The organism is Enterobacter asburiae (assembly GCA_011754535.1).
Classification (GTDB): domain Bacteria; phylum Pseudomonadota; class Gammaproteobacteria; order Enterobacterales; family Enterobacteriaceae; genus Enterobacter; species Enterobacter cloacae_N.
Map to the genome: position 1 here is coordinate 605,094 of JAAQVN010000001.1, position 24,130 is coordinate 629,223.

Annotated in this window: 22 protein-coding genes and 1 tRNA gene; 13 read left to right on the top strand and 10 right to left on the bottom strand. The window is 55.4% G+C overall.

Features of this window, described 5'->3' with window-relative positions; all coding sequences use genetic code 11:
• Window positions 1-534 precede the first annotated feature (534 nt).
• From HBM95_02760 to HBM95_02780, 5 genes are all read left to right on the top strand, one after another.
• Entirely contained in the window at window positions 535-987 is a 453-nt protein-coding gene (locus HBM95_02760) for a DUF386 domain-containing protein (GenBank protein ID NIH41862.1), read from the top strand.
• Window positions 988-1,214: 227 nt separating this feature from the next.
• Entirely contained in the window at window positions 1,215-2,123 is a 909-nt protein-coding gene (gene yagE / locus HBM95_02765; GenBank protein NIH41863.1) for a 2-keto-3-deoxygluconate aldolase, read from the top strand.
• A 14-nt stretch (window positions 2,124-2,137) separates the two neighbouring features.
• Window positions 2,138-4,105: a xylonate dehydratase YagF gene (gene yagF / locus HBM95_02770; protein NIH41864.1), complete on the top strand. Its 1,968-nt coding sequence runs from the start codon at window positions 2,138-2,140 to the stop codon at window positions 4,103-4,105.
• Between the two features lie 226 nt (window positions 4,106-4,331).
• Window positions 4,332-5,714, top strand: coding sequence for an MFS transporter (locus HBM95_02775; protein NIH41865.1), 1,383 nt, complete (start codon window positions 4,332-4,334; stop codon window positions 5,712-5,714).
• A gap of 11 nt (window positions 5,715-5,725) precedes the next feature.
• The gene (locus HBM95_02780; protein ID NIH41866.1) at window positions 5,726-7,336 is read left to right on the top strand and encodes a glycoside hydrolase family 43 protein; all 1,611 of its coding nucleotides are present in this window, start codon (window positions 5,726-5,728) and stop codon (window positions 7,334-7,336) included.
• Between the two features lie 4 nt (window positions 7,337-7,340).
• On the opposite strand, the gene xynR is transcribed toward HBM95_02780, so the two are convergent.
• The 3 genes from xynR to argF all read right to left on the bottom strand — a co-directional run bounded on the left by xynR (window position 7,341) and on the right by argF (window position 10,354).
• Window positions 7,341-8,099, bottom strand: coding sequence for a DNA-binding transcriptional repressor XynR (gene xynR / locus HBM95_02785; protein ID NIH41867.1), 759 nt, complete (start codon window positions 8,097-8,099; stop codon window positions 7,341-7,343).
• A 174-nt stretch (window positions 8,100-8,273) separates the two neighbouring features.
• Complete coding sequence (locus HBM95_02790; GenBank protein ID NIH41868.1) at window positions 8,274-8,708, bottom strand: DUF3828 domain-containing protein; 435 nt, start codon at window positions 8,706-8,708, stop codon at window positions 8,274-8,276.
• A 641-nt stretch (window positions 8,709-9,349) separates the two neighbouring features.
• Window positions 9,350-10,354: an ornithine carbamoyltransferase gene (gene argF, locus HBM95_02795; protein ID NIH41869.1), complete on the bottom strand. Its 1,005-nt coding sequence runs from the start codon at window positions 10,352-10,354 to the stop codon at window positions 9,350-9,352.
• A gap of 164 nt (window positions 10,355-10,518) precedes the next feature.
• Between argF and rraB the strand changes: the two genes are divergently transcribed.
• From rraB to HBM95_02815, 4 genes are all read left to right on the top strand, one after another.
• Window positions 10,519-10,935, top strand: a complete 417-nt coding sequence (rraB, locus tag HBM95_02800; protein ID NIH41870.1) for a ribonuclease E inhibitor RraB — start codon at window positions 10,519-10,521, stop codon at window positions 10,933-10,935.
• A 46-nt stretch (window positions 10,936-10,981) separates the two neighbouring features.
• Window positions 10,982-11,740 carry a tRNA isopentenyl-2-thiomethyl-A-37 hydroxylase MiaE gene (miaE, locus tag HBM95_02805; protein ID NIH41871.1) on the top strand — a complete coding sequence of 253 codons (759 nt, stop codon included), beginning with the start codon at window positions 10,982-10,984 and terminating at the stop codon, window positions 11,738-11,740.
• Window positions 11,741-11,770: 30 nt separating this feature from the next.
• Window positions 11,771-12,493 (top strand): topoisomerase II, encoded by a 723-nt coding sequence (locus HBM95_02810; protein ID NIH41872.1) that lies wholly within the window; start codon window positions 11,771-11,773, stop codon window positions 12,491-12,493.
• Window positions 12,494-12,599: 106 nt separating this feature from the next.
• Window positions 12,600-12,684: transfer RNA gene (locus tag HBM95_02815), tRNA-Leu, on the top strand.
• 155 nt (window positions 12,685-12,839) lie between these two features.
• Here the strand turns inward: HBM95_02815 and HBM95_02820 are convergent.
• The 3 genes from HBM95_02820 to HBM95_02830 all read right to left on the bottom strand — a co-directional run bounded on the left by HBM95_02820 (window position 12,840) and on the right by HBM95_02830 (window position 16,184).
• Window positions 12,840-13,721, bottom strand: a complete 882-nt coding sequence (locus HBM95_02820; GenBank protein NIH41873.1) for a DNA adenine methylase — start codon at window positions 13,719-13,721, stop codon at window positions 12,840-12,842.
• Entirely contained in the window at window positions 13,721-15,217 is a 1,497-nt protein-coding gene (locus tag HBM95_02825; GenBank protein NIH41874.1) for a ParB N-terminal domain-containing protein, read from the bottom strand. The genes HBM95_02820 and HBM95_02825 overlap by 1 nt, the downstream gene beginning before the upstream one ends.
• Before the next feature lie 88 nt (window positions 15,218-15,305).
• Window positions 15,306-16,184, bottom strand: a complete 879-nt coding sequence (locus HBM95_02830; protein ID NIH41875.1) for an HNH endonuclease — start codon at window positions 16,182-16,184, stop codon at window positions 15,306-15,308.
• Window positions 16,185-16,484: 300 nt separating this feature from the next.
• Between HBM95_02830 and HBM95_02835 the strand changes: the two genes are divergently transcribed.
• Entirely contained in the window at window positions 16,485-16,952 is a 468-nt protein-coding gene (locus tag HBM95_02835) for a type I toxin-antitoxin system SymE family toxin (GenBank protein NIH41876.1), read from the top strand.
• A gap of 58 nt (window positions 16,953-17,010) precedes the next feature.
• Here HBM95_02835 and HBM95_02840 read toward each other — a convergent pair whose 3' ends face one another.
• Both HBM95_02840 and trpS read right to left on the bottom strand, forming a co-directional pair.
• Window positions 17,011-17,379, bottom strand: a complete 369-nt coding sequence (locus HBM95_02840; GenBank protein NIH41877.1) for a hypothetical protein — start codon at window positions 17,377-17,379, stop codon at window positions 17,011-17,013.
• 587 nt (window positions 17,380-17,966) lie between these two features.
• The gene (gene trpS / locus HBM95_02845; protein ID NIH41878.1) at window positions 17,967-18,968 is read right to left on the bottom strand and encodes a tryptophan--tRNA ligase; all 1,002 of its coding nucleotides are present in this window, start codon (window positions 18,966-18,968) and stop codon (window positions 17,967-17,969) included.
• Window positions 18,969-19,167: 199 nt separating this feature from the next.
• Here trpS and fosA point away from each other — a divergent pair, with 199 nt between their 5' ends.
• On the top strand, window positions 19,168-19,593 hold the full coding sequence (gene fosA / locus HBM95_02850; protein NIH41879.1) for a FosA/FosA2 family fosfomycin resistance glutathione transferase: 426 nt from the start codon (window positions 19,168-19,170) through the stop codon (window positions 19,591-19,593).
• Here fosA and HBM95_02855 read toward each other — a convergent pair.
• On the bottom strand, window positions 19,579-20,586 hold the full coding sequence (locus HBM95_02855) for a substrate-binding domain-containing protein (protein NIH41880.1): 1,008 nt from the start codon (window positions 20,584-20,586) through the stop codon (window positions 19,579-19,581). The genes fosA and HBM95_02855 overlap by 15 nt on opposite strands.
• 185 nt (window positions 20,587-20,771) lie before the next feature.
• Here HBM95_02855 and HBM95_02860 point away from each other — a divergent pair, with 185 nt between their 5' ends.
• Both HBM95_02860 and HBM95_02865 read left to right on the top strand, forming a co-directional pair.
• Window positions 20,772-21,860 carry a cellulase family glycosylhydrolase gene (locus HBM95_02860; protein NIH41881.1) on the top strand — a complete coding sequence of 363 codons (1,089 nt, stop codon included), beginning with the start codon at window positions 20,772-20,774 and terminating at the stop codon, window positions 21,858-21,860.
• A gap of 50 nt (window positions 21,861-21,910) precedes the next feature.
• Window positions 21,911-23,332: an MFS transporter gene (locus HBM95_02865; protein NIH41882.1), complete on the top strand. Its 1,422-nt coding sequence runs from the start codon at window positions 21,911-21,913 to the stop codon at window positions 23,330-23,332.
• Here HBM95_02865 and HBM95_02870 read toward each other — a convergent pair.
• Window positions 23,295-24,116, bottom strand: coding sequence for an alpha/beta hydrolase (locus HBM95_02870; protein NIH41883.1), 822 nt, complete (start codon window positions 24,114-24,116; stop codon window positions 23,295-23,297). The two genes, HBM95_02865 and HBM95_02870, sit on opposite strands and share 38 nt — an antisense overlap.
• Between the last annotated feature and the right edge of the window lie 14 nt (window positions 24,117-24,130).

Consider the following 24,130-nt stretch of genomic DNA (forward strand, 5'->3'; position numbering starts at 1 on the left):
AATGGATATTAAGAGGTTTGTTTTCATTTGCATGATTCGCATCAGATAATGATTAATTTCATATTGTTCAGGGATGAATAGCTAAGCAGGATTCGGTGGCATTATTTTAGGTTGTTATTATTTTGTAGATTTTAATCTTTTGATACATTCCGTTATGTTGCTGATTTTTAATGCTTAATTATGCCTGTAGGAATGGCTATGCAATTCACGTAATTAACTATTTTTGACTTAAGAAAAATCCTTAAATAATTATGGCTTTTTTGAGCACATTATCAGAACGGTAAAGTGTGAGGTGGCAACGAGTTTTGTTAATTAACCTGAATGATCAGAGGGTTAGTTCAGCCGTGCGATATGCACTTGCCAATGTTATTCATAACCCCTGCATAAATGCCTGAGCAGGATTAACAGCAAATTAACACCATTCCCGATAAACATGCGCTCGCGCAAATCTCAACGAAAAAGGGCTGGTATGGCAGCGGGGATTCTCGTATAAAATATAAAAATGAAACATTGTTTTATATTGAGGGTTGAAACATGATTATCGGCAACATCCACCATTTGCAGTCCTGGCTGACTGACGATCTGCGCCAGGCCATTGAGCACGTTAAAGCCCACGTCACCGACGCCACGCCGCTCGGGAAACACGACATCAACGGCAACAGCCTGTTTTATCTGGTCTCGGAAGACATGACCCAGCCGTTCGCCGAGCGCCGCGCCGAGTACCACGCGCGCTATCTGGATATCCAGATCGTGATGAAGGGTCAGGAGGGGATGACCTTCAGTACCCTGCCGTACGGCGCGCCGGACACCGACTGGCTGGCGGACAAAGACATCGCGTTCCTGCCAGAAGGCGAGCAGGAGAAAACCGTGGTACTGAGCGAAGGGGATTTTGTGGTGTTCTGGCCGGGTGAAGTGCATAAGCCGCTGTGCGCGGTTGGGGAGCCTGCTAAGGTCAGGAAAGTAGTTGTTAAAATGTTAGTGGAGTAATTTTCCCTCACCCAAGGGGAGAGGGTGTTAAAGTTCCCTCTCCCTGTGGGAGAGGGTTAGGGTGAGGGCACCAGACCGCACCCACGCAATCTGTGATCCAGCTTAAATTTCCCGCACTCCCTCCTCCCTTCCCATTTACCTCACCTTTTTCTGCGTCATAGTATGATCGTTAAATTAATGAACGCTGTTCTATAATGTAGAACAAAATGATTCAGCAAGGAGATCTCATGCCGCAGTCCGCGTTGTTCACGGGAATCATTCCCCCTGTCTCCACCATCTTTACCGCCGACGGTCAGCTCGATAAGCCGGGCACCGCCGCGCTGATCGACGATCTGATCAAAGCAGGCGTTGACGGCTTGTTCTTCCTGGGCAGCGGCGGCGAGTTCTCCCAGCTCGGTGCCGAAGAGCGTAAAACCATTGCCCGCTTTGCTATCGATCATGTCGATCGTCGTGTGCCGGTTCTGATCGGCACCGGCGGCACCAACGCCCGGGAAACCATTGAGCTCAGCCAGCACGCGCAGCAGGCGGGCGCGGACGGCATCGTGGTGATTAACCCCTACTACTGGAAGGTGTCGGAAGCGAACCTGATCCGCTATTTCGAGCAGGTGGCGGACAGCGTCACGCTGCCGGTGATGCTCTATAACTTCCCGGCGCTGACCGGGCAGGATCTGACCCCGGCGCTGGTGAAAACACTCGCCGACTCGCGCAGCAATATTATCGGCATCAAAGACACCATCGACTCCGTCGCCCACCTGCGCAGCATGATCCATACCGTCAAAGGTGCCCATCCGCACTTCACCGTGCTCTGCGGCTATGACGATCACCTCTTTAATACCCTGCTGCTCGGCGGCGACGGGGCGATCTCGGCCAGCGGCAACTTTGCACCGCAGGTGTCGGTGAATCTTCTGAAAGCGTGGCGCGACGGGGACGTGGCGAAAGCGGCTGAGTATCATCAGACCTTACTGCAAATACCGCAGATGTATCAGCTGGATACGCCGTTTGTGAACGTGATTAAAGAGGCGATTGTGCTCTGCGGCCGCCCTGTCTCCACGCACGTGCTGCCGCCCGCATCGCCGCTGGACGAGCCGCGCAAGGCGCAGCTGAAAACCCTGCTGCAACAGCTCAAGCTCTGCTGAGCCGGACGATAACGATGACCATTGAGAAAATTTTCACCCCACAGGACGACGCGTTTTATGCGGTGATCACCCACGCGGCGGGGCCGCAGGGCGCGCTGCCGCTGACCCCGCAGATGCTGATGGAATCCCCCAGCGGCAACCTGTTCGGCATGACCCAGAACGCCGGGATGGGCTGGGACGCCAACAGGCTGACCGGGAAAGAGGTGCTGATCATCGGCACCCAGGGCGGCATCCGCGCCGGAGACGGGCGCCCGGTCGCGCTGGGCTACCACACCGGGCACTGGGAGATCGGCATGCAGATGCAGGCGGCGGCGAAGGAGATTACCCGCAGCGGCGGGATCCCGTTTGCGGCCTTTGTCAGCGATCCGTGCGACGGACGCTCGCAGGGTACGCACGGCATGTTCGACTCCCTGCCGTACCGCAACGACGCGGCGATCGTGTTTCGCCGACTGATCCGCTCCCTGCCCACGCGGCGGGCGGTGATCGGCGTGGCAACCTGCGATAAAGGGCTGCCCGCCACCATGATTGCGCTGGCCTCGATGCACGACCTGCCGACCATTCTGGTGCCGGGCGGGGCGACGCTGCCGCCGACCGTGGGGGAAGACGCGGGTAAGGTGCAGACCATCGGCGCGCGCTTCGCTAACCATGAATTGTCATTGCAGGAAGCCGCCGAGCTGGGCTGCCGCGCCTGCGCGTCGCCGGGTGGCGGGTGCCAGTTCCTCGGCACGGCGGGCACCTCGCAGGTGGTTGCGGAGGCGTTGGGCCTGGCGCTGCCGCACTCCGCGCTGGCGCCGTCCGGGCAGGCGGTGTGGCTGGAGATCGCCCGCCAGGCGGCGCGCGCGGTCAGCGAGCTGGATAACCGCGGCATCACCACGCGCGATATCCTCACCGATAAAGCCATCGAAAACGCCATGGTGATCCACGCGGCGTTCGGCGGCTCCACCAATTTACTGCTGCACATTCCGGCCATCGCCCACGCGGCGGGCTGCACGATCCCGGACGTTGAACACTGGACGCGCGTCAACCGCAGGGTGCCGCGCCTGGTCAGCGTGCTGCCCAACGGCCCGGACTATCACCCGACCGTGCGCGCGTTCCTCGCGGGCGGCGTGCCGGAGGTGATGCTCCACCTGCGCGAACTCGGCCTGCTGCATCTGGACGCCATGACCGTGACCGGCCAGACGGTGGGCGAGAACCTCGACTGGTGGCAGGCGTCCGAGCGCCGTGAGCGCTTCCGCCAGTGCCTGCGCGAGCAGGACGGCGTGGATCCGGATGATGTGATCCTGCCGCCGGAGAAGGCAAAAGCGAAAGGGCTGACCTCGACGGTCTGCTTCCCGACGGGCAACATCGCGCCGGAAGGCTCGGTGATCAAGGCCACGGCGATTGACCCGTCGGTGGTGGGCGAAGATGGCGTATACCGCCACACCGGCCGGGCGCGGGTGTTTGTCTCGGAAGCGCAGGCGATCAAGGCCATCAAGCGGGAAGAGATTGCGCAGGGCGATATCATGGTGGTGATCGGCGGCGGACCGTCCGGCACCGGCATGGAAGAGACCTACCAGCTTACCTCCGCGCTGAAGCATATCTCGTGGGGCAAGACGGTGTCGTTAATCACCGATGCGCGCTTCTCGGGCGTGTCGACGGGCGCCTGCTTCGGCCACGTGTCGCCGGAGGCGCTGGCGGGCGGGCCGATTGGCAAGCTGCGCGATAACGATATCATCGAGATTGCCGTCGACCGCCTGACCCTCACGGGCAGCGTGAACTTCATCGGCACCGCGGACAACCCGTTGACGCCGGAGGAGGGCGCGCGCGAGCTGGCGCGGCGGCAGACGCACCCGAACCTGCACGCCCACGACTTTTTGCCGGACGATACCCGGCTGTGGGCGGCGCTGCAGTCGGTGAGCGGCGGCACCTGGAAAGGCTGTATTTATGACACCGATAAAATCATTGAGGTAATTAACGCCGGTAAAAAAGCGCTCGGCATTTAATTATTTTCAGAGATAAACCCGTCTGCGGAAAATATTCCGCGGACGTTTTTTTCATTTCTGTTATTTAATAATATAAACAATAGGTTGAGATATATCGTCGGCGTCACAAAAGCAAAATAACGTAATTCGGAAATAAGATATGACCATTGCTGGTTAATTGAACAGCTCATTACACTCCATTAACACGATGTTGTAATTCAGCACACTACATAAGGGTGTAATTCTGATGACGCAATTAACCATGAAAGACAAAATTGGCTACGGGCTGGGTGACACCGCCTGCGGCTTCGTCTGGCAGGCCACGATGTTTCTGCTGGCCTACTTCTACACCGACGTCTTCGGCCTGTCGGCGGGCATTATGGGCACGCTGTTTTTGGTCTCCCGCGTGCTCGACGCCGTCACCGACCCGCTGATGGGGCTGCTGGTAGACCGCACCCGCACGCGTCACGGCCAGTTCCGCCCGTTCCTGCTGTGGGGCGCCATCCCGTTCGGCATCGTCTGCGTGTTGACCTTCTACACGCCGGACTTCTCCGCGCAGGGCAAGATCATCTACGCCTGCGTGACCTACATTCTCCTGACCCTGGTCTACACCTTCGTTAACGTGCCGTACTGCGCCATGCCGGGCGTCATCACCGCCGACCCGAAAGAGCGTCACGCCCTGCAGTCCTGGCGCTTCTTCCTGGCGGCGGCGGGCTCGCTCGCCATCAGCGGCATCGCGCTGCCGCTGGTGAGCATCATCGGCAAAGGGGACGAGCAGATGGGCTATTTCGGCGCCATGTGCGTGCTGGGGCTGGTTGGCGTGGTGCTGCTCTACGTCTGCTTCTTTACCACCAAAGAGCGCTACACCTTTGAAGTGCAGCCGGGCTCGTCGGTATCCAAAGACCTGAAGCTGCTGCTCGGCAATAGCCAGTGGCGGATCATGTGCGCGTTCAAGATGATGGCGACCTGCTCCAACGTGGTGCGCGGCGGGGCGACGCTCTACTTCGTGAAATACGTGATGGATCACCCGGAGATGGCGACACAGTTCTTACTCTACGGCAGCCTCGCCACCATGTTTGGCTCGCTCTGCTCCTCCCGCCTGCTGGGCCGCTTCGACCGCGTCACCGCTTTCAAGTGGATCATTGTCGCCTACTCGCTGATCAGCCTGCTGATTTTCGTCACCCCGGCTGAGCACATCGCGCTGATTTTTGCCCTCAACATCCTGTTCCTGTTCGTCTTTAACACCACCACACCGCTGCAGTGGCTGATGGCCTCTGACGTGGTGGATTACGAGGAGAGCCGCAGCGGTCGCCGCCTCGACGGGCTGGTGTTCTCCACCTACCTGTTCAGCCTGAAGATTGGCCTGGCGATTGGCGGGGCGGTGGTGGGCTGGATCCTGGCGTACGTGAACTATTCCGCCAGCAGCAGCGTGCAGCCGGTTGAGGTGCTGACCACCATCAAAATTCTGTTCTGCGTGGTGCCGGTGGTGCTCTACGCGGGCATGTTCATCATGCTGTCGTTCTACAAGCTCACCGACGCCCGCGTGGAGGCCATCAGCCAGCAGCTGATTAAGCACCGCGCGGCGCAGGGCGAGGCCGTTCCCGACGCCGCGACAGCCGCATCCCATTAACCGGAGGCAATATGGAAATCACTAACCCAATCCTGACCGGCTTCAACCCGGACCCGTCCTTGTGCCGCCAGGGCGAGGACTACTACATCGCCACCTCGACCTTCGAGTGGTTCCCGGGCGTGCGCATCTACCACTCCCGCGACCTGAAAAACTGGTCGCTGGTCAGCACCCCGCTGGACCGCGTGTCGATGCTGGACATGAAGGGCAACCCGGACTCCGGCGGCATCTGGGCGCCGTGCCTGAGCTACGCCGACGGCAAATTCTGGCTGCTCTACACCGACGTGAAGATTGTCGACTCGCCGTGGAAAAACGGCCGCAACTTCCTTGTCACCGCGCCCTCCATTGAGGGACCGTGGAGCGAGCCGATCCCGATGGGCAACGGTGGGTTTGACCCGTCCCTTTTCCACGACGACGATGGCCGCAAATACTATATCTACCGCCCGTGGGGGCCGCGTCACCACAGCAACCCGCACAACACCATCGTGTTGCAGGCGTTTGACCCGCAGACCGGCACGCTCTCGCCCGAGCGCAAAACCCTGTTTACCGGCACGCCGCTCTGCTACACCGAAGGGGCGCACCTGTATCGCCACGCGGGATGGTACTACCTGATGGTCGCCGAGGGCGGCACCAGCTACGAGCACGCCGTCGTGGTGCTGCGTTCCAAAAATATCGACGGGCCATACGAGCTGCACCCGGACGTGACGATGATGACCAGCTGGCACCTGCCGGAGAACCCGCTGCAGAAGAGCGGCCACGGCTCGCTGCTGCAGACCCACACCGGAGAGTGGTACATGGCCTACCTCACCAGCCGCCCGCTGCGCCTTCCCGGCGTACCGCTGCTGGCCTCCGGCGGACGCGGCTACTGTCCGCTGGGGCGCGAGACCGGCATCGCCCGCATTGAGTGGCGCGACGGCTGGCCGTACGTGGAAGGCGGCAAGCACGCGCAGCTGACCGTGCCCGGCCCGCAGATGGCCGAGCAGCCAGCAGCCGTTCAGGCCACCTGGCGGGACGATTTCGACGGCAACACGCTTGATCCAGAGCTGCAGACCCTGCGCATTCCGTTCGACGACACCCTCGGCTCGCTCACCGCGCGCCCGGGCTACTTACGGCTCTACGGCAACGACTCGCTCAACTCGACCTTTACCCAGTCGACCGTGGCGCGCCGCTGGCAGCACTTCGCCTTCCGTTCAGAAACGCGGATGCAGTTCTCGCCGGTCCACTTCCAGCAGAGCGCGGGGCTGACCTGCTACTACAACAGCAAAAACTGGAGCTACTGCTTTGTGGACTACGAGGAGGGGCAGGGCAGAACCATCAAGGTTATTCAGCTCGACCACAACGTGCCGTCGTGGCCGCTGCACGAGCAGCCCATTCCGGTGCCGGAACATGCGGAGAGCGTCTGGCTGCGGGTGGACGTGGACAGGCTGGTCTACCGCTATAGCTATTCGTTCGACGGCGAGACGTGGCACGCCGTGCCGGTAACCTATGAGGCGTGGAAGCTATCGGATGACTACATCGGCGGGCGCGGCTTCTTCACCGGCGCGTTTGTGGGGCTGCACTGCGAGGACATCAGCGGCGACGGTTGTCACGCAGACTTCGACTACTTCACCTACGAGCCGGCCTGACGGCTCAGGCCGGGTAGCCCAGCGCGCGTGACAGCGCGAGCCCGGCCTGCTGAAGCTGCTCGCGGAAGCGGGCCAGCTCGGCGTCGTCCACGCGGGAGGTCAGCGTCGACAGGCTCAGGGCGGCGATGACGCGGGACTCGTGGTTCCACACCGGGACCGCCACGCAGCGCACGCCCTGCTCGTTCTCTTCGCGGTCCAGGGCGTAACCCTGCTCGCGGGTCTGCGCCAGCGCGCTCATTAAGGCTTCGCGAGAGGCGAGGGTTGCGGGCGTAAAGGTAGTGTACTGATAGCCCTCCAGCAGGGCGTTCAGCTCGGTCTCGCCCAGCCAGGCAATCAACACCTTGCCGATGGCGGTGGCGTGAACCGGCAGACGGCGGCCGATGCGCGAATAGGCGATGGCGGCCAGCTTGCCTTCAATCTTCTCGATATAAACCCCTTCACGCCCGTCCAGGATCCCCAGATGGGTGGTCTGCCCGGTACGCTGGGACAGCTCCGTCAGCCAGCCTTTCGCCTTCTGACGAATATCGATGGAGCCCACGACAAAATGACCGCGCTCGACCAGCTTCATGCCGAGGCGATATTTACCGTTCTCCGGGTTCTGATCGATATAGCCGTGAAGCTGCAGGGTTTTCAGCAGCGAGTGGAGGGTACTCTTGCTCAGCCCCATCAGTTTGCTGATGTCGGTGATCTTAAGCTCGGTGGCCTGCTCGTTGAACAGGTCGAGGATCTGCAACGCACGTTCAACAGACTGAATAATCGGCATAATGCTGGCATGTCCACGCTGGAATTAAGGCGAAAACGTACCTTTTTCGGGGTGAAAAATCAATGAAATGGAGCCGATGTTCTCCCTCTCCCTGTGGGAGAGGGCCGGGGTGAGGGCACCAGACCGCATCGCAGCCCGGCAACAAAGGCGGCTCCATTATTGTTAGCGGGGGCATCAATTATTATCCCGAGCGGCGACAGACTGAATTTTCCAGATCCCATCTTCTTTAACCATACAATCAATGACTGTGTGCTGGGTCTTTTTGCCAAACGTGATATTCACGTTTACACAGACTGGGTCTGAATCATACGAATCAATAGCTACATTCTCAGCCCAGTCCTCGCCGATATATTGCGATTTCATAAAAAAATCAGCCTCGTAAAATTCAGCGTCGGCATAACGGGGATCGGCTGCATGACGTAATTTTTTCATGGTGCTGGCCGTAACGAACTTATCGATTTCGTTTCCCTGTTGAATAGGATAACGATCGTTGTTCACCTGTTTGACGTACCAGCGATTGAATTCAAGGGCGCGCTGCATCGGTATCTGAAAATCTTCGGCCCCCAATGCTGCTGTGCTGAATAATACAATTAAGATGAGCTTATTCATATTAGTAATGCCTGTATAAGGTTACGGCAGGCTGGAGTTGGCGATACGTTGGCCCCGGGTACAGTGTTCTCTGTTTAAAATCTGAATACCAGGTTCCAGCGCCATCGTAAATACAGACATGCCCGTACTGATTCGGGCCGGGCAAGGCATCAATCACCGCGATATCCCCCTCTATGGGAGTGCCATAGACTTTTGTGAACCCTGCTTTTTCAAGAGAACGCCAGAAATCCTTAGCGTTTGCCCCTTAGATTTTAAGCCCTCCGGCTCGAATAGCGGCGGCGATTGCACGAGCGCAATAGTGTCCAGTATGGGTTAGTGCGTGGCTACGGGCGTATGACACAGCTTCATGCTTATTCCATGACATAAATAATCCTTATTAACGAAATGCAGCAATAAGGAAATATTACGCCGATAATATACGGTGTTTTGTAATTGATAATGACCTGATATTAACCATTATCTACTCAGTAAATAATGGTTAATAAAAATATAAATTCTTATTATGGTTAATGCCTATCTGAGAAAGCGTCAGTAAAATGAATTTTTCTGCCCGACGATAACGCTGTTGTCGTTTTTAGTGTTTTCTCCCTCTCCCTGTGGGAGAGGGCCGGGGTGAGGGCACCAACGCGCAGAGGACCCAATCACTCCCCAAGCGTCGCCACCATCACCGCCTTAATCGTATGCATCCGGTTTTCCGCCTGATCGAACACGATGCTTGCCGCCGACTCAAATACCTCGTCCGTCACTTCCATTCCGCCGTGCAGATCGAACTCTTTCGCCATCTGCTTGCCGAGCGTGGTCTGGTCGTCATGGAACGCCGGCAGACAGTGCAGGAACTTCACGTCCGGGTTGCCGGTCAGCGCCATCATCTGCGCGTTCACCTGATACCCGCGCAGCAGCGCAATCCGCTCCGCCCACTTCTCTTTGGCTTCGCCCATCGACACCCACACGTCGGTATAGATGAAGTCCGCGCCCTTCACGCCCGCCGCCACGTCTTCGGTCAGGGTGATCTTCCCGCCGTGCTTCTCCGCCAGTGCGCTGCACTCCGCCACCAGGCTCTCTTCCGGCCAGCAGGCTTTCGGGGCCACCAGGCGCAGATCCAGCCCGGTCAGCGCCGCCGCTTCCAGCATCGAGTTGCCCATGTTGTTGCGCGCGTCGCCCGCGTAGACCAGCGTCATCTCGTTAAACGCCTTGCCCGGCAGGTGCTCCTGCATGGTCAGCAGGTCCGCCAGCAGCTGGGTCGGGTGGAACTCGTTGGTCAGCCCGTTCCACACCGGCACGCCCGCGTACTGCGCCAGCGTCTCGACCACTTCCTGGCCGTGGCCGCGATACTGAATGCCGTCGTACATCCGCCCGAGCACGCGCGCGGTGTCCTTAATTGACTCTTTATGCCCAATCTGGCTGCCGCTCGGCCCTAAATAGGTGACGCGCGCGCCCTGGTCAAATGCGGCAACTTCGAAAGAGCAACGGGTACGGGTCGAGTCTTTTTCGAAGATGAGCGCGATGTTTTTACCGGTAAGTTTCTGTACTTCCTTGCCATTTTTTTTATCGGCCTTGAGCTGTGCGGCAAGGGTCAGCAGAGAAGTGAACTGTGCAGGGGTAAAGTCGAGCAGTTTCAGAAAGTGTTTTTTGTATAAATCGGACATTTTATCCTCACATGGCGAACGCCACTTATTGAATTAAAATTCACTTTATATGTGTAATTATTCATTTGCAACCCCGTTTCACAAATCTTTCCAACAAAGGTGGAGGCAAACCCGTCCGTGTGTGAAAATAGAAGTATCTGCCGCACTTTAAAGAGGATTGAGCCATGGCAAACCCGGAACACCTGGAAGAGCAACGCGAAGAGACGCGTCTGATTATTGAAGAGCTGCTGGAAGACGGTAGCGATCCGGACGCGCTGTACACCATCGAGCACCATTTCTCTGCGGATGATTTCGACGCGCTGGAAAAAATGGCCGTGGAAGCCTTCAAGCTGGGTTACGAAGTGACCGAGCCGGAAGAGCTGGAAGTGGAAGAGGGCGACACCGTCATCTGCTGCGACATCCTGAGCGAGGGCGCGCTGAAGGCGGAGCTTATCGACGCGCAGGTAGAACAGCTGATGAACCTGGCCGAGAAGTTTGACGTGGAATACGACGGCTGGGGAACCTACTTCGAAGATCCGAACGGCGAAGAAGGCGACGACGAAGATTACGTCGACGAAGACGACGACGGCGTGCGTCACTAAGCGTTTCAGGCGGTGGCCCGCGCCACCGCTTTTTCAAGGCAGAACCATGGATTACCCGCAGATACTCGCCCCCGTACTCAACTTCCTCCAGTGCCCGACCCCGCAAGCATGGATTGATAAAGCCCGCGACCCGGCGAACCTGCCGCTGCTGCTCACCGACCACATGGTGTGCGAGCTCAAGGCCGCCCAGACCGCGCTGCTGCTGGTGCGTAAATACGTCGCCGACGAAAGCGGTGCAGACGCGCTGCTCGACTGGCTCAAACCCTACGAACAGTTCACCTTCCGCGACGGCCCGGAGCCGGACTTCATCGCCCTGCACAGGCAGATTGGCAAAAGCGTGATGCCCAAAACCGACGACCCGTGGGGCCAGCGGCTTATCGACAGCATGGTGCTGCTGATTAAAGAGGAGCTGCACCACTTCTGGCAGGTGCGCGAGGCGATGCTGGCGCGCGATATTCCCTACGTCAAAATTACCGCCAGCCGCTACGCCAAAGGGATGCTGAAGGAAGTGCGTACCCACGAACCGCTGACGCTGATCGACAAGCTCATCTGCGGCGCCTACATCGAAGCCCGCTCCTGCGAACGCTTCGCCGCGCTGGCTCCGTTCCTCGACGACGACCTGCAGAAGTTTTATCTCTCGCTGCTGCGCTCGGAAGCGCGCCACTATCAGGACTACCTGATGCTGGCACAGCAGGTGAGCGACGACGATATCTCACCGCGCATACAGCTTTTTGGCGAAATTGAAGCCACACTTATCTCGACACCGGACCACGAGTTTCGCTTCCACAGCGGCGTGCCGGTGTAAACCGGCACAACTCAAGGATAAGGATGCGAGATGAATAAAACGTGGACCCGTATTGTGATTGTCGTCGTCGCGGCCGCCGCCGTGGCGTTCTGGGTATTTTTCGATAAGCAGCGTGCTCCGGAACGGCAGATGGATAACGCCCTCAACGCGATGCCCGCCTGGCAGGTTATTAAGGAGCAGGAGCCCGCGCTGCATCAGCGTATCCTCGACCAGATGGCCGCCCTGCAAAAAGCGGGCGAGCCGGAGCAGCAGATTATCGACACCATCCAGCCGCAGATCCTGCATCTGCAGATGTCGCGCCTGCAAAACGCCCCGGATGCCAACGTGGTGAACTACATGACCATCAATATGGAGCAGACCGCCGCCATCCAGAAGGTGAGCGACGACGCCTGCTTCCGCTTCCTCTACCCAATGGTGAAGGGCGGCGTGAACCCGATGCGTATGCTGGATAAAGACCTGATGGCGCGGCGCATGCAGGCCGACGCTGACATGATGCGTGCGGCCTACGGCAAAAACCGCCACACCGTGACCCCTGCCGAACGCGAGGCGGCCGTCGAGGACGTGCGACCGATTATGAAGGCGCTTGCCGATAAGTACGGCGAGGACATCCAGCTGCTGCAGATGCCGGAGAAGGCGGCGGGCAAAGAGAAGCTCTCCTGCGATATGGTGCAGGAAATGTGGGTTAAGGTGCTGGCGCTGCCGGAGCAGAAGGCAGCGAGGGTGATTCGACTGGCGGTGTCTGAGCTGGAGTGACAAAGGGCGCTGGTTTTTTGGGCACTTAGCGCGGGTTTAGCGCGTCGTCGCTTGCATGGCGGCGCGCGACAGGTATAATCCACAACGTTTCCGCATCCCCTTCAGTGCCGAAGTGGCGAAATCGGTAGACGCAGTTGATTCAAAATCAACCGTAGAAATACGTGCCGGTTCGAGTCCGGCCTTCGGCACCAAAAGATAGCAAATACGTTCAAAAAAATTCATCTCTTTTATTGAAATAATTTTAAGTATTTGTAGATTGCTTGAATATATATTTTTATGTATATCTTTATATAATTATATTCGTAATAAAAAATAGATATGCTTATAATTAATTATAAAAATATGTTCAGAGCAAACCATTTCTCTTTAATTTATTAATTTCACTAAAAGTAATATCAGGCTTCAAGCCAGTCTTTAATAAATTTTTTGAATGAATTATTAGCTCGGAACCCTTATATTTGTTTTGAGCTGTGTAGGTTAATCCGAATGATTCAGGAATAAAATCAGAGTAGATCTCACAGATTTCAGGGGTGTCATCATAAGTGACAATCCAGTGTTGTTTAATTTTTACTACACTTTCAAATAATTTATAATGGTCATCATGTTCAAAGAAATTCTGATAAAGGCCTTTCCCCTTTATATAATAAGGAGGATCAATATTAATAAATGCTGGACCATCAATGTCGGGTATGAATTTTTCAATGTAATCAACAGCATCCATATTGCTTAGACGTATGGAATCTCTTTTGGCAGCTATAGCTAATATTTGTTCAACAAGTCTGTCTTTATTATATCTACAATGTAATTTATAGTTTCCATCTTGCTTTAATCCACCTATAACCCCTCCTTTAATAATGCCAGAACGGTTCGTTCGGTTAAGAAAGAACGTAGCGAATCCTAATTTTAAAAAATCACTATTTTTTTCTTTATATATTGCACGTTGCTTATGCCATTCATCTATGGTCACTGGAGTGCTCTTAATCAATGAACATAGCTCATCTGTGCGATATAACACGCAATGCCAAAACGCATGTATAGCCGGATCTAGATCATTTATATATACTTTCTGTACATGGTTATTTAGCAATAAATGCCAAGCAATCGCACATCCGCCAGCAAACGGTTCGACATATGACTCCCCCTCAAGATTGTTTAACTTGATTGTTTCCAGTACATATGCTGCTAACTTGGACTTTCCACCTGGGTATCTTAAGGGAGAGTAAAACATTAAATTTCCTTCAAACTTATCAGTACTGCCAAAAGCGGTGTCAACATATCCCAGAAGCGATTCAAAAACTGAGGTTCAACTTTGTGAACTTTGCTTCCATGTATGTATTCGTTCAATGTGTTCAAACTGTAATCATTGCTTACATGTAGTAACTGATCAATAACTTTGTTAGCCTCTTTTACGTCTATATATTCGCCGCGCAGAGTACTTAGCTTTTGCTGCAGTGTAAGGTCATTGTAGCCTTTCTTTTCATACTTGGACAGCCTATCCTTCAGATCATTTGAATGAATGTATTCATCCACAGCAAGCTCAAGAAAAATACGTAATGACGCTGCTGTCACATTAGGATAGATAAATACTGGTAGTTTTTGAAACTCTTTAAAAAGTGATTTTAGTTTGTAACTAGTTGTTGATATTTCATGATAGCAATCAGTTAACTGACGCCGCCTAGGATCCCCTTTTAACTTTGGCTTATCTTCTGGTTTAGGATCCTGAACTTTTGTTGGGTCTGCAGGGATTGGGTCAGGGGTGTCTGAAGGGGCTGGGGTAGGATTAACCTCAATACCGGCATGGGGAATATCATCTTTATTTGCATCTTCTAGACTTTTTACTTTAGGTAGGAAATCAAATATTTTTTGGAAGCTAGAATCAATAGTACGAGTATTGACCAAGAACCCTAACTCATTGTTTTTATTTAGCATTAACTTAAGGAATTTAGCATAAGCAAAACAAAAAGTTGACATTTCAGCCTTAATTACAACACCCTCTTCATTAAAGTCGATATGCCAAGCATCGCGAACTTGACTATTCCCGAACCATCGTTCTAATACAGTCATATTAATTTTATGGCTATAGACTTGCTCTTTTTCTTCATGCGTAAGATATTGTGTCACTTCTTGTCTTGTCGCGATATCACGTATTTTTACATACCGTAAAGCCTCGATTATTGCTGCACGTTTAAAACCAGTGTATTCGATGGTTTTGTCAATATCTTGCCCTTCTGCGTCATAGACATCGATTATAAATCGTTGCCATCTGACAAGGTTACTTGCTGAAGAATGACGTTGTAAAATATACCACCTAGCATCATCGTAAGAAGGCGCTACACATACTCTAATTTTCTCCAGCTCGTCTCTGTCAATCATCCTTGATAGGTTGACAACAAGTTTACGAATAGACAATGGGGCTTTATCAGGCGAACGTAACAGTTTCAGAGCCATTACCCTTCGATTGCCTTCTGCAACAACGAAATCTTTATCTTTATTTTGCCAAACTACAACAGGGTCGAATGATTGAAAACCTCGTGTCGCAATAGATCTCATTAAAGTTAAAAAGTTTTGTTCATCATTGTCATCAGATATTAACTCCTCAACAAAATCGCGAACTGTAACGAGCTTACTTGAGGGATCTAAACGTGGATTATTAGACCATAACTTAAGGTTATCCACGGAACGTAGCACTCTTTTTTCCCACCATTTATTGTGTTCTTGAATCATATAATAAATATTCCATATGGTTATTAATTGTAGTATTAGATAACGGGTTATACTGTTGCAGTAATGATAAATAAAAAATGATCGAGTATCAGTAGAAGTCCATTTTATACACCTCCCTACGATGCCATTCTACAAAACCCTCTCCAGGATAGTTGCCTTTTATGATTGGCAGGGCAATCTGCTTCCCAGCAAAATCCCAGAACAGTCTTCCAACTATCCCACTCCCATTCACCGCCTCGGACACGAGCAAACGCATATTCTCATCCAGCCCAATCGATCCTTTATCAAACGCCTTATGATGAATTGCACACAGCGCCAGCCCGTTGGGGATCTCACACGGCCCGCCAAACTGCTTCCATTTAATATGGGCGGCTTCAAGTCCTACAGAGGCGTTATCATGCCGCATGTTAAATCCGCAAATAGCACACTCGTAGTTATAAGCACGCAGCACCTGCTGACGGAACAGCGGATCGCGAACCTTACGGATTTGCTGGATATCAAAACCCATCTCATCCGCGAGCTCTTCCTGAATACTTTCAGGAAAATGCGCTTCAAGGATCTGCTGCGCCAGCGAGCTGATCAGGTTTTTGTTCTTACTCAGCAACGCAAAGTGTTCTTCATCAAACCCGCCTGCAACGTTATGTTCCACAAGTTCTTTAACAGGCGGTTGCTTACTGCCAGTGGTCGAACAGAACTCAGTATTCTTCAGATCCCAAAATCCATCCCCTTTGAGCCGCCAGAAAGGCATATTCGGGTAATGCGTCTTCCTCTGTGGGCCAAAGCGTTCTAGCAGGCTAAGCAACTGTTCGTGGACTTCGGTTCCATAGTTAAACAATCGCGCATGCCCATGCTGATAGTTCGCAAGCACGTACAGAAGCAATAAAGGTTTATGCGGCGCACGCTGTTCGCCTTTGCGCCAGATGGTGATGTCGGCAATTGCCTGTTCGAGAGTTTTGCTGGAAGCCATCGCGTTACGGAAGAAAGTAAATAATTGCGATGATGCTCGCAAAACCTAGACCAATCAACCCGCAAACAACAAAAACATGACCTTACCGCACACAACACTAATTCCTGAATCCCCCTCGCAAATTCCAAATTTACCCCACACCAAACCGCTGTATTTATATTCAGCCCTGTATAATGAGCACCAGAAATTACGCCGAACGGCAAAGGAAGTAGCAAAGAATATTTAAAGAAGAATTCGCGATATGAAGGTGCTGCAACACCCCCATACCGCTAACCACTAACAACTAATCAGGAGTTGAAAATGGCTGCGACGAATTTTAAGCCAGAGTTTACTGTTTGCAAAACAGAATCAGACGCTTTCACCGGCATGATTGAAAACCGCGAGCTGGTACGCAAAAACAGCGCCCGCCGTTTACACGGCAACCAGCTCAACGCGGCCCCCGTCCATCCCCGCGCGGAGACGCCGCAGGACAGTGCCGCCTGCTGCGAACTTTATTCCCGCATAGATATGAAATACCTTCTGCTGGGCGGCGAGTGGTTAACCCGTGCGGGCTTTATCGACGGCATGCCCGTAAAAATCCGCGCCATGAAAGACTGCATTGTGATTACGCCGCAGCATACAAGAGAATTATGGGGATGCCTGGAAGGTATGAGCGTGGTGAATATAAATAAGCAGAAAGTCGTGCAGTGGTTGAAAACCTTTCCGGGAGCGCTGAATGATACAGGTGATGTTCCGGTGATTAAGCGTGGGAGTGGGAAGGCCGTTTAAACTTAAGACTAACGAGTGCGGGCATATGAGCACATGCCCGCACTATGCTAAAAATAACTCAATCATGATCTACCTGTTCAACTGCCTTAACCAGCACAGCATGAAGCTCGCCAACGGTTAAATCGCGTATCACCGGTTCCGAAATGCCTCGCAACCGGCGAATCAAGCGGCAGATACCAAAGTAATCTATGCCCTCGGTGCTAAAAAGAAACTCGTTTTCAGCGAGAGAAAAAGTTTTCTCATAACCATCTTCTTCAGTGACGAGCGTAACGCCAAACGCTGCCTCGCAGTCTTCAATCAGGGCATCGCCATCCATGCCGCATATATCGAGGTCGGCTTCGATTAGGGTGTTCTCATCAATGCGCTTGCGATGATGTCCCGAGGACTGACGTACAACCTCAATGACCTGCGAAAGAGTGGGGTACATTATGTTGGATTCCGTGGGTGAAGAAATGACGTAGACATTGATTAATAGACTGAGTTAACGCTTGGGGCTTATTATTGAAGGTACAAAGAAAATTAAAACAATCCACGTAAACATCCCAATGATCTTTATCGGCCAGGGTTCAAACACATCCAGACACACAATTGCGCCAATAACTAATAGCGGACCTTCTATTAGTTCAGCTATCCCCCCTAAAACATGTAACTTATGAGGCAGTGCCCGATTAAGTAATGTCGCAATAAGTTGTGCACTTCCTAAGATTATTGTTATTGCGATTGTACGGTCCTCCCAGTTATCAAAACTAACCAAAGAAATGAGGCATGTAGCCAGTACATAACCACAGAATAATATATTCAGCATGTAAATAATAAACTTGCCCATAGCATTTGCCGAGACGGTTAAAAAATAAAGAGTCTATGAATATAGCGCTCTTAATAGAATGACAAACAACAATGGCTAATAATGCATTTAAGAATTTATTGCGCCTTGCTTATTTTCGTAATAAACGAGTTAGCGGCTTGATGCCGGTACCATACACTCCACCGCTAACTCTCTCTTAACTCACACTTTCAAAACACCGGCACCCCCAGCCCCACCTTCACCTCCCTCAACGTCGCCTGCGTCACCCCCTGCGCCCGTTCCGTGCCGCGCTTCAGCATCGCCATCAATTCCCCCTTGTCCTGCATATACATCGCCCTCCGCTCCCGCATCGGCGCAATCAGCTCCTGCAAACACCCCTCCAGCTCGTTCTTACACGCCCGGTCGCCCAGCCCGCCCGCCTGATAGTGCGCCTTCATCGCCGCCACTTTCTCCTTGTCCGGATGAAACACGTCGAGGTACGTAAACACCACGTTCCCCTCAATCTGCCCCGGGTCGCTCACCTTCAGGTGGTTCGGGTCGGTGTACATGGCGCTGACCGCACGGTGGATCGTCTCTTCGCTGGCCGAAAGGTGCAGCGTGTTGCCCAGTGATTTCGACATCTTGGCGCTGCCGTCGATGCCGGGCAGGCGGCTGGTGTCGCTCAGCATCGCCTTGCAGTGGCGCAGCACCGGGGCGGGCAGCAGGCTGTTCATCTTGTGCACAATCTCGTTGGTCTGCTCAATCATCGGCAGCTGGTCGTCGCCGACGGGCACGCACTCGGCCTTAAACGCGGTGATGTCCGCCGCCTGGCTGATGGGGTAGGCCATAAACCCGACCGGCAGCGAGCGGGCGAAGCCCTTCTGCGCAATCTCGTTTTTCACCGTCGGGTTACGCTCCACGCGGGTGACGGTGACGATGTTCATATACAGCATCGTCAGCTCGGCGAGGGCGGGCAGGGCGGACTGCAGGCAGATCGTGGTCAGGTTTGGGTCGATGCCCGCGGCGAGGTAGTCGGCCAGCACTTCGGGGATGTTGTCGCGAATTTTTTGCGGGTTGCTACCGTTGTCGGTCAGCCCCTGAAGGTCGGCAATCAGCACAAACTGGCTGTGCGTCTGCTGGAGCGCTACGCGCTGGCGCAGCGATCCGACGAAGTGGCCGAGGTGCAGCGGGCCGGTTGGGCGATCGCCGGTGAGGATGGTGGGTGCGTTCATAAAGACTCCTTAATGTGCAGTTGCCGAAAGGGGTCTTAGAAATGTGAAAGCCGCCTTTCGGCGGCTATCTGAAAATGGGGAAAACTACTCCGTGCCGCCTTTAAGAAGGCAGCCACCAGCGGTTTACGGTGAGCACGGTGTGGTTTATGTTCATCTCTTTACCGTACCACGTCCGGCGCGAAAAACAAAAGGGCACGTCATGCTGCAATCTCTCAACCACCTGACCCTCGCGGTCAGCGACCTGCAAAAAAGCGTCACCTTCTGGCACGAGCTGCTGGGGCTGACCCTGCACGCCCGCTGGAATACCGGGGCCTATCTCACCTGCGGCGATCTGTGGGTCTGCCTGTCGTACGACGAGGCGCGCCAGTACGTGCCGCCGCAGGAGAGCGACTACACCCACTACGCGTTTACCGTCGCGGAGGCGGATTTTGAACCGTTCTCACAAAGGCTTAAGCAGGCGGGCGTCACCGTCTGGAAGCAGAACAAAAGCGAGGGGGCGTCGTACTATTTTCTCGACCCGGACGGGCACAAGCTGGAGCTGCACGTGGGCAGCCTCGCCGCGCGGCTGGCGGCGTGTCGCGAGAAGCCCTACGCGGGCATGGTGTTTACCTCAGACGAGGCTTGAGGCGCGCACCTTCAGCCTGCCCGCCAGCGTCACGTGCGTGGCGGCATCTTCCTGATTGCACAGGTACTCCACCGCCAGCCGTCCCAGCTCGCTGTAGGGCAGCTGGATACTGGTCAGCGGCGGGGTGAGCTGCTCGGAAATCTTCTGGTCGTCGTAGCCCGCCAGCAGCATGTCCTGCGGGATGCGCACGCCGTTCACCGCCAGCGCCTGATAGCAGCCAATCGCCAGCCAGTCGCTGGCGCAGAAGATGGCGTCCGGGCGCTCGTTCAGCTCCAGCAGAGAAGTCGTGGCGGTAAAGGACTCGCTGAACTGCCAGTTGGTTTGGCGCACCAGGCTGTCGTCGCACGCCAGTCCGGCCTGCTGTAATGCCGCCTGGTAGCCCGCCAGACGCTGGCGCGAGGCCTCCATCCAGCTCTCCCCGGTGATGTGGGCGATGCGCGTGGCCCCGCAGGCGATGAGGTGTTTAGTCACCTGAAAAGCGTTGGCGTAGTCGTCCGGGATAAACGACGGCAGCAGCGGCGAGCCGGGGTCGCGCTGGTTGAGCAGCACCAGCGGGATGCGGGTGCAGTCCTGGAACGCCGTCATGTCCACCAGCGTGGTGACCGGAGACGCGAGAATAATCCCGATGCAGTTACGCTTCTCCAGCTGGCGGATTATGTTCAGCGCCAGCTCGATGTCGTCGCCGTAGTCGTAGACGGTGAGCAACGTCTCGTTGCGCCACGCCGCTTCCCGCGCCTGGCTGATGGCGTCGATAAACGGGTCGAAACTCTGCATGGAGCTCACCAGCAGGGCGATCTCTTCCTGGTTGCGCGGAGCGTGAACGGCGGGGAGGCGGTCGTAGCCGAGCTCGGTAGCCACGTTAATCACCCGCTGGCGGGTGTCGTCGCTGAGCTTGATGTTGCGGGACTGGTTAAGCACCAGCGATACCGTCGCCTGCGACACGCCCGCCGCCCGCGCAATATCGTTCATCGTCACTTTCGTTTTTCGCTTCATCCGTCCTCTCCCTTTCGCGATTTCGCATCATACCCTAACCGCACGCTTTAGCGCCGTCGATCACGTTTCTCATTCATCGAAGCGTGAACTTTGTGAGAGCCGTCGCTTTTCGGTGCGCCGTGATTTGCGCATTTATCCCGCAACTAATATTTATTAGCTAAATATTATCAGTAAGAGGACGCGTAATGAAAGAGCAGTGGAGCAGGGAGCAGGCACAGGCGTGGTACGAGCAAAAAGGCTGGCTGTGCGGGTTCAACTATCTGCCGTCGACGGCGGTGAACTGGACCGATATCTGGCAGGCAGAGACCTTCGATGCCGTAACCATCGAGCGCGAGCTGGGCTGGGCGGCGGACGCGGGCTATAACACCTTGCGCATCAACCTGCCGTTTATCGTCTGGGAGCACGACCGCGACGGACTGATGGCGCGCATCGACCGGTTTTTGACGATTGCCGACGGTCACGGGTTCAGCACCATGCTGACCCTGATGGACGACTGCGGCTTCTCCGGCGACGAGCCGTACCTCGGCCCGCAAAAGCCACCGGTGCCGGGCAAGCACAACAGCCAGGCGGCGGCGAGCCCCGGTCGCGATAAGGTGTGCGATCCGGACTGCCGGGCAGACATTGAGCGCTATATCCGCGACGTTGTCCGACAGTTCCGCGAGGATAAGCGCGTGCTGCTGTGGGATCTGTATAACGAGCCGGGCAACCGCGGCATTTTCGCGACGGGCACGCAGGAGGTGCAGTACGACGCGAAGCTGGAGACCTGCGCCCATGAGCTGATGAAGCTGGCGTTCCGGTGGGTGCGTGAAGAAGATCCGACCCAGCCGCTCACCGTCTGCGCGTGGCGTCTGCCGCCGGAAGAGGAGGGCGAGACGTTCTTCCGGCACCCGCTGGACCAGACCGCGCTGGCGCTCTCGGACGTGGTGAGCTTCCACGCCTACACCCACACCGGGCGCATGACGGCGATTATCCAGCAGCTGCAAAAGCTCGGCCGCCCGCTGTTCTGCACCGAATGGCTGGCTCGCCACGTAGGCAGCACCATCGAAGAGCAGCTCCCGCTGATGTACGCGGCGAAGGTCGCTCCGTACCAGTGGGGGCTGGTGCGCGGCAAAACCCAGACGTGGCTGCCGTGGCCGGTGGTGATGAAGGAGTCCACGGACTACTGTCGCCTCTGGTTCCACGACGTGTTTGAGGAGAACGGCATTCCGTTCTCGCGCCGTGAAATCGCATTAATGCAGCAGCTGCGCAAGATCGCCCCGAAAGTTCAGGGCTAATAATATCGACCCGGTGGTCGACCGCCGGGCAACCAGGCAGGCATATAACAATGGCAACGACAATGAAAATACCGTCTCGCGAGTTGTGGTCTTATTTTGGCTATGGTTTAGGTCAGTGTTTTAGCTTTGGTTTAGTGGGTTCGTTTATTAACTATTTTTACACCGACGTGCTGGGGATCTCGGCGCTGGCGGCGAGCACCATCTTCCTGATTGCCCGCGCGTGGGACGCGGTTCACGATCCGCTGTTTGCCAGCATTATGGACACCATTAACAGCCGGTTCGGCAAGTTTCGCCACTTTTTGCTGATCGCCCCGCTGCTGATCACCGGCGTCACGCTGCTGTCGTTCTATAAAATCGAAGCGGACATGACCACCAAAATCCTCTACGCCGGGGTGACCTATATCCTGTGGGGGACGCTGTACGCCATCTCCGATATCCCGTTCTGGTCGATGTCGTCGGTGATGACCAACGACTCCGCCCAGCGCACCCGCGCGGTGACGGCGGCGATGCTTGGGGTGAACGCGGGGATTGCCTGCGCCAACATCTTCTTCCCGAAGCTGGCGGCGTTCTTCGCCCAGTACAGCAACGATAAAGGCTACTTTATGGCGGCGCTGGTGATGATGCTGGTGGGCCTGCCGCTGATGCTCAACGGCTTTATGCAGATCAAAGAGCGCGTGCCGCCGAGCCCGGAAAAGGTGACCATCCGCGACACCTTCCACAACCTGCGCCAGAACAAGCCGCTGTTTATCGTCCTGCTGTCGTTCTTTTTCTGCGTGTTCCACAACGTGGCGGGCGGGCTGTATATCTACTTCTTTATCAACAACCTGGGCGACGGCAGCCTGCAGATGGCGATTGGCGTGATGGGGATCGTGGCGGCGGTGCTGTGCCTGGTTGCCCCGATGCTGACGCGGCGGATGCAGAAGCGGAAGCTGTTTATGATCCTCTGCGGGCTGGACGTGGCGGTGCGCGTGGTGATGTGGTTTGTCGGCTATCAGCAGGTGACGATGCTGTTTATTCTGCTCGGGCTGAGCACGCTGTTCGTGATGATGACCAACATCCTCACCTCGTCGATGATTGCCGACACCATCGAGTACGCGGAGTACCACACCCACAAGCGCTGCGCGGCGATCACCTTCTCCGGGCAGACCTTTACCGGCAAGATGTCGGTGGCGGTGGGCGGCGGGTTAATCGGCGTGTTTCTGACGATGATCGGCTACGTGCCGCAGGCGCAAATTCAGAGCGAAGGCGTGCTGTCGGGGCTGTTCTTCGGGATCTGTTTGTTACCGGCTATCGGCTCGCTGATCCGAATGGGCTTTATGTCGCGCTTTACCTTCACCGAGGAGAAGCATGCGGAGATTTGTCGGCTGCTGGCGGAGCGGAACGCGTCTGCGAAAGCGCCGGGTGGCGGCTGCGCCTTACCCGGCCTGGAAAAAATTACAGCGACTTCACAAACGCCAGCAGATCTTCGTTGAGCTGGTCCTGGTGGGTCAGCGCGAAGCCGTGCGGCGCGTTGTCGTACACCTTCAGCGTGGCGTTTTTGATCATCTCTGCCGCCAGCTTGCCGGTGCTTTCAAACGGCACGATCTGGTCGTTGCTGCCGTGAATAACCAGCGTCGGCACGTCGATTTTCGCCATATCCGGGCGGAAGTCGGTTTCGCCGAAGGCGGTCACGCAGTCGATGGTGCCCTTCAGCGACGCCAGCAGAGCGATGTTCAGCGTCTGGGTCAGGGCACCGGCAGAGACGGTCTGCCCGGCGTTGGTGCCGTAGAACGGCGTCGCGAAGTCGCTGATGAACTGGGCGCGATCTTTACGCAGTCCGTCGCGAATGCCGTCGAACACGCTCTGATCCACACCCTGCGGGAAGGAGTCGGATTTGCCAAAGATTGGCGTTACCGCGCCCAGCAGCGCCAGACCGGCCACGCGCGCGCTGCCGTAGTTGTTGATGTAGCGCGTCACGTCGCCGCCGCCCATGGAGAAGCCCACCAGCGTCACGTCGCGTAGATCCAGAGTGGTAATCAGGTCGTTGATGTCGGACGCAAAGGTGTCGTAGTCGTAGCCGTTCCACGGCTGATCCGAGCGGCCAAAGCCGCGACGGTCAAAGGCGATGGCGCGGAAGCCGCGCTCGGCCAGGTAGTTCAGCTGGCTGTCCCACATGTCGCCGTCCAGCGGCCAGCCGTGGCTGAAGAGAACCGGTTTGCCCGCGCCGCAGTCTTTGTAGTAAATCTGCGTGCCGTCTTTTGCCTTAAACGTTGCCATAGTGTCTTCCTCTA

Excerpts from the sequence above, each read along its gene's own strand:
- HBM95_02760 (NIH41862.1), top strand. The coding sequence starts at position 535 with ATGATTATCGGCAACATCCACCATTTGCAGTCCTGGCTGACTGACGAT.
- yagE (NIH41863.1), top strand. The coding sequence starts at position 1,215 with ATGCCGCAGTCCGCGTTGTTCACGGGAATCATTCCCCCTGTCTCCACC.
- yagF (NIH41864.1), top strand. The coding sequence starts at position 2,138 with ATGACCATTGAGAAAATTTTCACCCCACAGGACGACGCGTTTTATGCG.
- HBM95_02775 (NIH41865.1), top strand. The coding sequence starts at position 4,332 with ATGACGCAATTAACCATGAAAGACAAAATTGGCTACGGGCTGGGTGAC.
- HBM95_02780 (NIH41866.1), top strand. The coding sequence starts at position 5,726 with ATGGAAATCACTAACCCAATCCTGACCGGCTTCAACCCGGACCCGTCC.
- xynR (NIH41867.1), bottom strand. The coding sequence starts at position 8,099 with ATGCCGATTATTCAGTCTGTTGAACGTGCGTTGCAGATCCTCGACCTG.
- HBM95_02790 (NIH41868.1), bottom strand. The coding sequence starts at position 8,708 with ATGAATAAGCTCATCTTAATTGTATTATTCAGCACAGCAGCATTGGGG.
- argF (NIH41869.1), bottom strand. The coding sequence starts at position 10,354 with ATGTCCGATTTATACAAAAAACACTTTCTGAAACTGCTCGACTTTACC.
- rraB (NIH41870.1), top strand. The coding sequence starts at position 10,519 with ATGGCAAACCCGGAACACCTGGAAGAGCAACGCGAAGAGACGCGTCTG.
- miaE (NIH41871.1), top strand. The coding sequence starts at position 10,982 with ATGGATTACCCGCAGATACTCGCCCCCGTACTCAACTTCCTCCAGTGC.
- HBM95_02810 (NIH41872.1), top strand. The coding sequence starts at position 11,771 with ATGAATAAAACGTGGACCCGTATTGTGATTGTCGTCGTCGCGGCCGCC.
- HBM95_02820 (NIH41873.1), bottom strand. The coding sequence starts at position 13,721 with ATGTTTTACTCTCCCTTAAGATACCCAGGTGGAAAGTCCAAGTTAGCA.
- HBM95_02825 (NIH41874.1), bottom strand. The coding sequence starts at position 15,217 with ATGATTCAAGAACACAATAAATGGTGGGAAAAAAGAGTGCTACGTTCC.
- HBM95_02830 (NIH41875.1), bottom strand. The coding sequence starts at position 16,184 with ATGGCTTCCAGCAAAACTCTCGAACAGGCAATTGCCGACATCACCATC.
- HBM95_02835 (NIH41876.1), top strand. The coding sequence starts at position 16,485 with ATGGCTGCGACGAATTTTAAGCCAGAGTTTACTGTTTGCAAAACAGAA.
- HBM95_02840 (NIH41877.1), bottom strand. The coding sequence starts at position 17,379 with ATGTACCCCACTCTTTCGCAGGTCATTGAGGTTGTACGTCAGTCCTCG.
- trpS (NIH41878.1), bottom strand. The coding sequence starts at position 18,968 with ATGAACGCACCCACCATCCTCACCGGCGATCGCCCAACCGGCCCGCTG.
- fosA (NIH41879.1), top strand. The coding sequence starts at position 19,168 with ATGCTGCAATCTCTCAACCACCTGACCCTCGCGGTCAGCGACCTGCAA.
- HBM95_02855 (NIH41880.1), bottom strand. The coding sequence starts at position 20,586 with ATGAAGCGAAAAACGAAAGTGACGATGAACGATATTGCGCGGGCGGCG.
- HBM95_02860 (NIH41881.1), top strand. The coding sequence starts at position 20,772 with ATGAAAGAGCAGTGGAGCAGGGAGCAGGCACAGGCGTGGTACGAGCAA.
- HBM95_02865 (NIH41882.1), top strand. The coding sequence starts at position 21,911 with ATGGCAACGACAATGAAAATACCGTCTCGCGAGTTGTGGTCTTATTTT.
- HBM95_02870 (NIH41883.1), bottom strand. The coding sequence starts at position 24,116 with ATGGCAACGTTTAAGGCAAAAGACGGCACGCAGATTTACTACAAAGAC.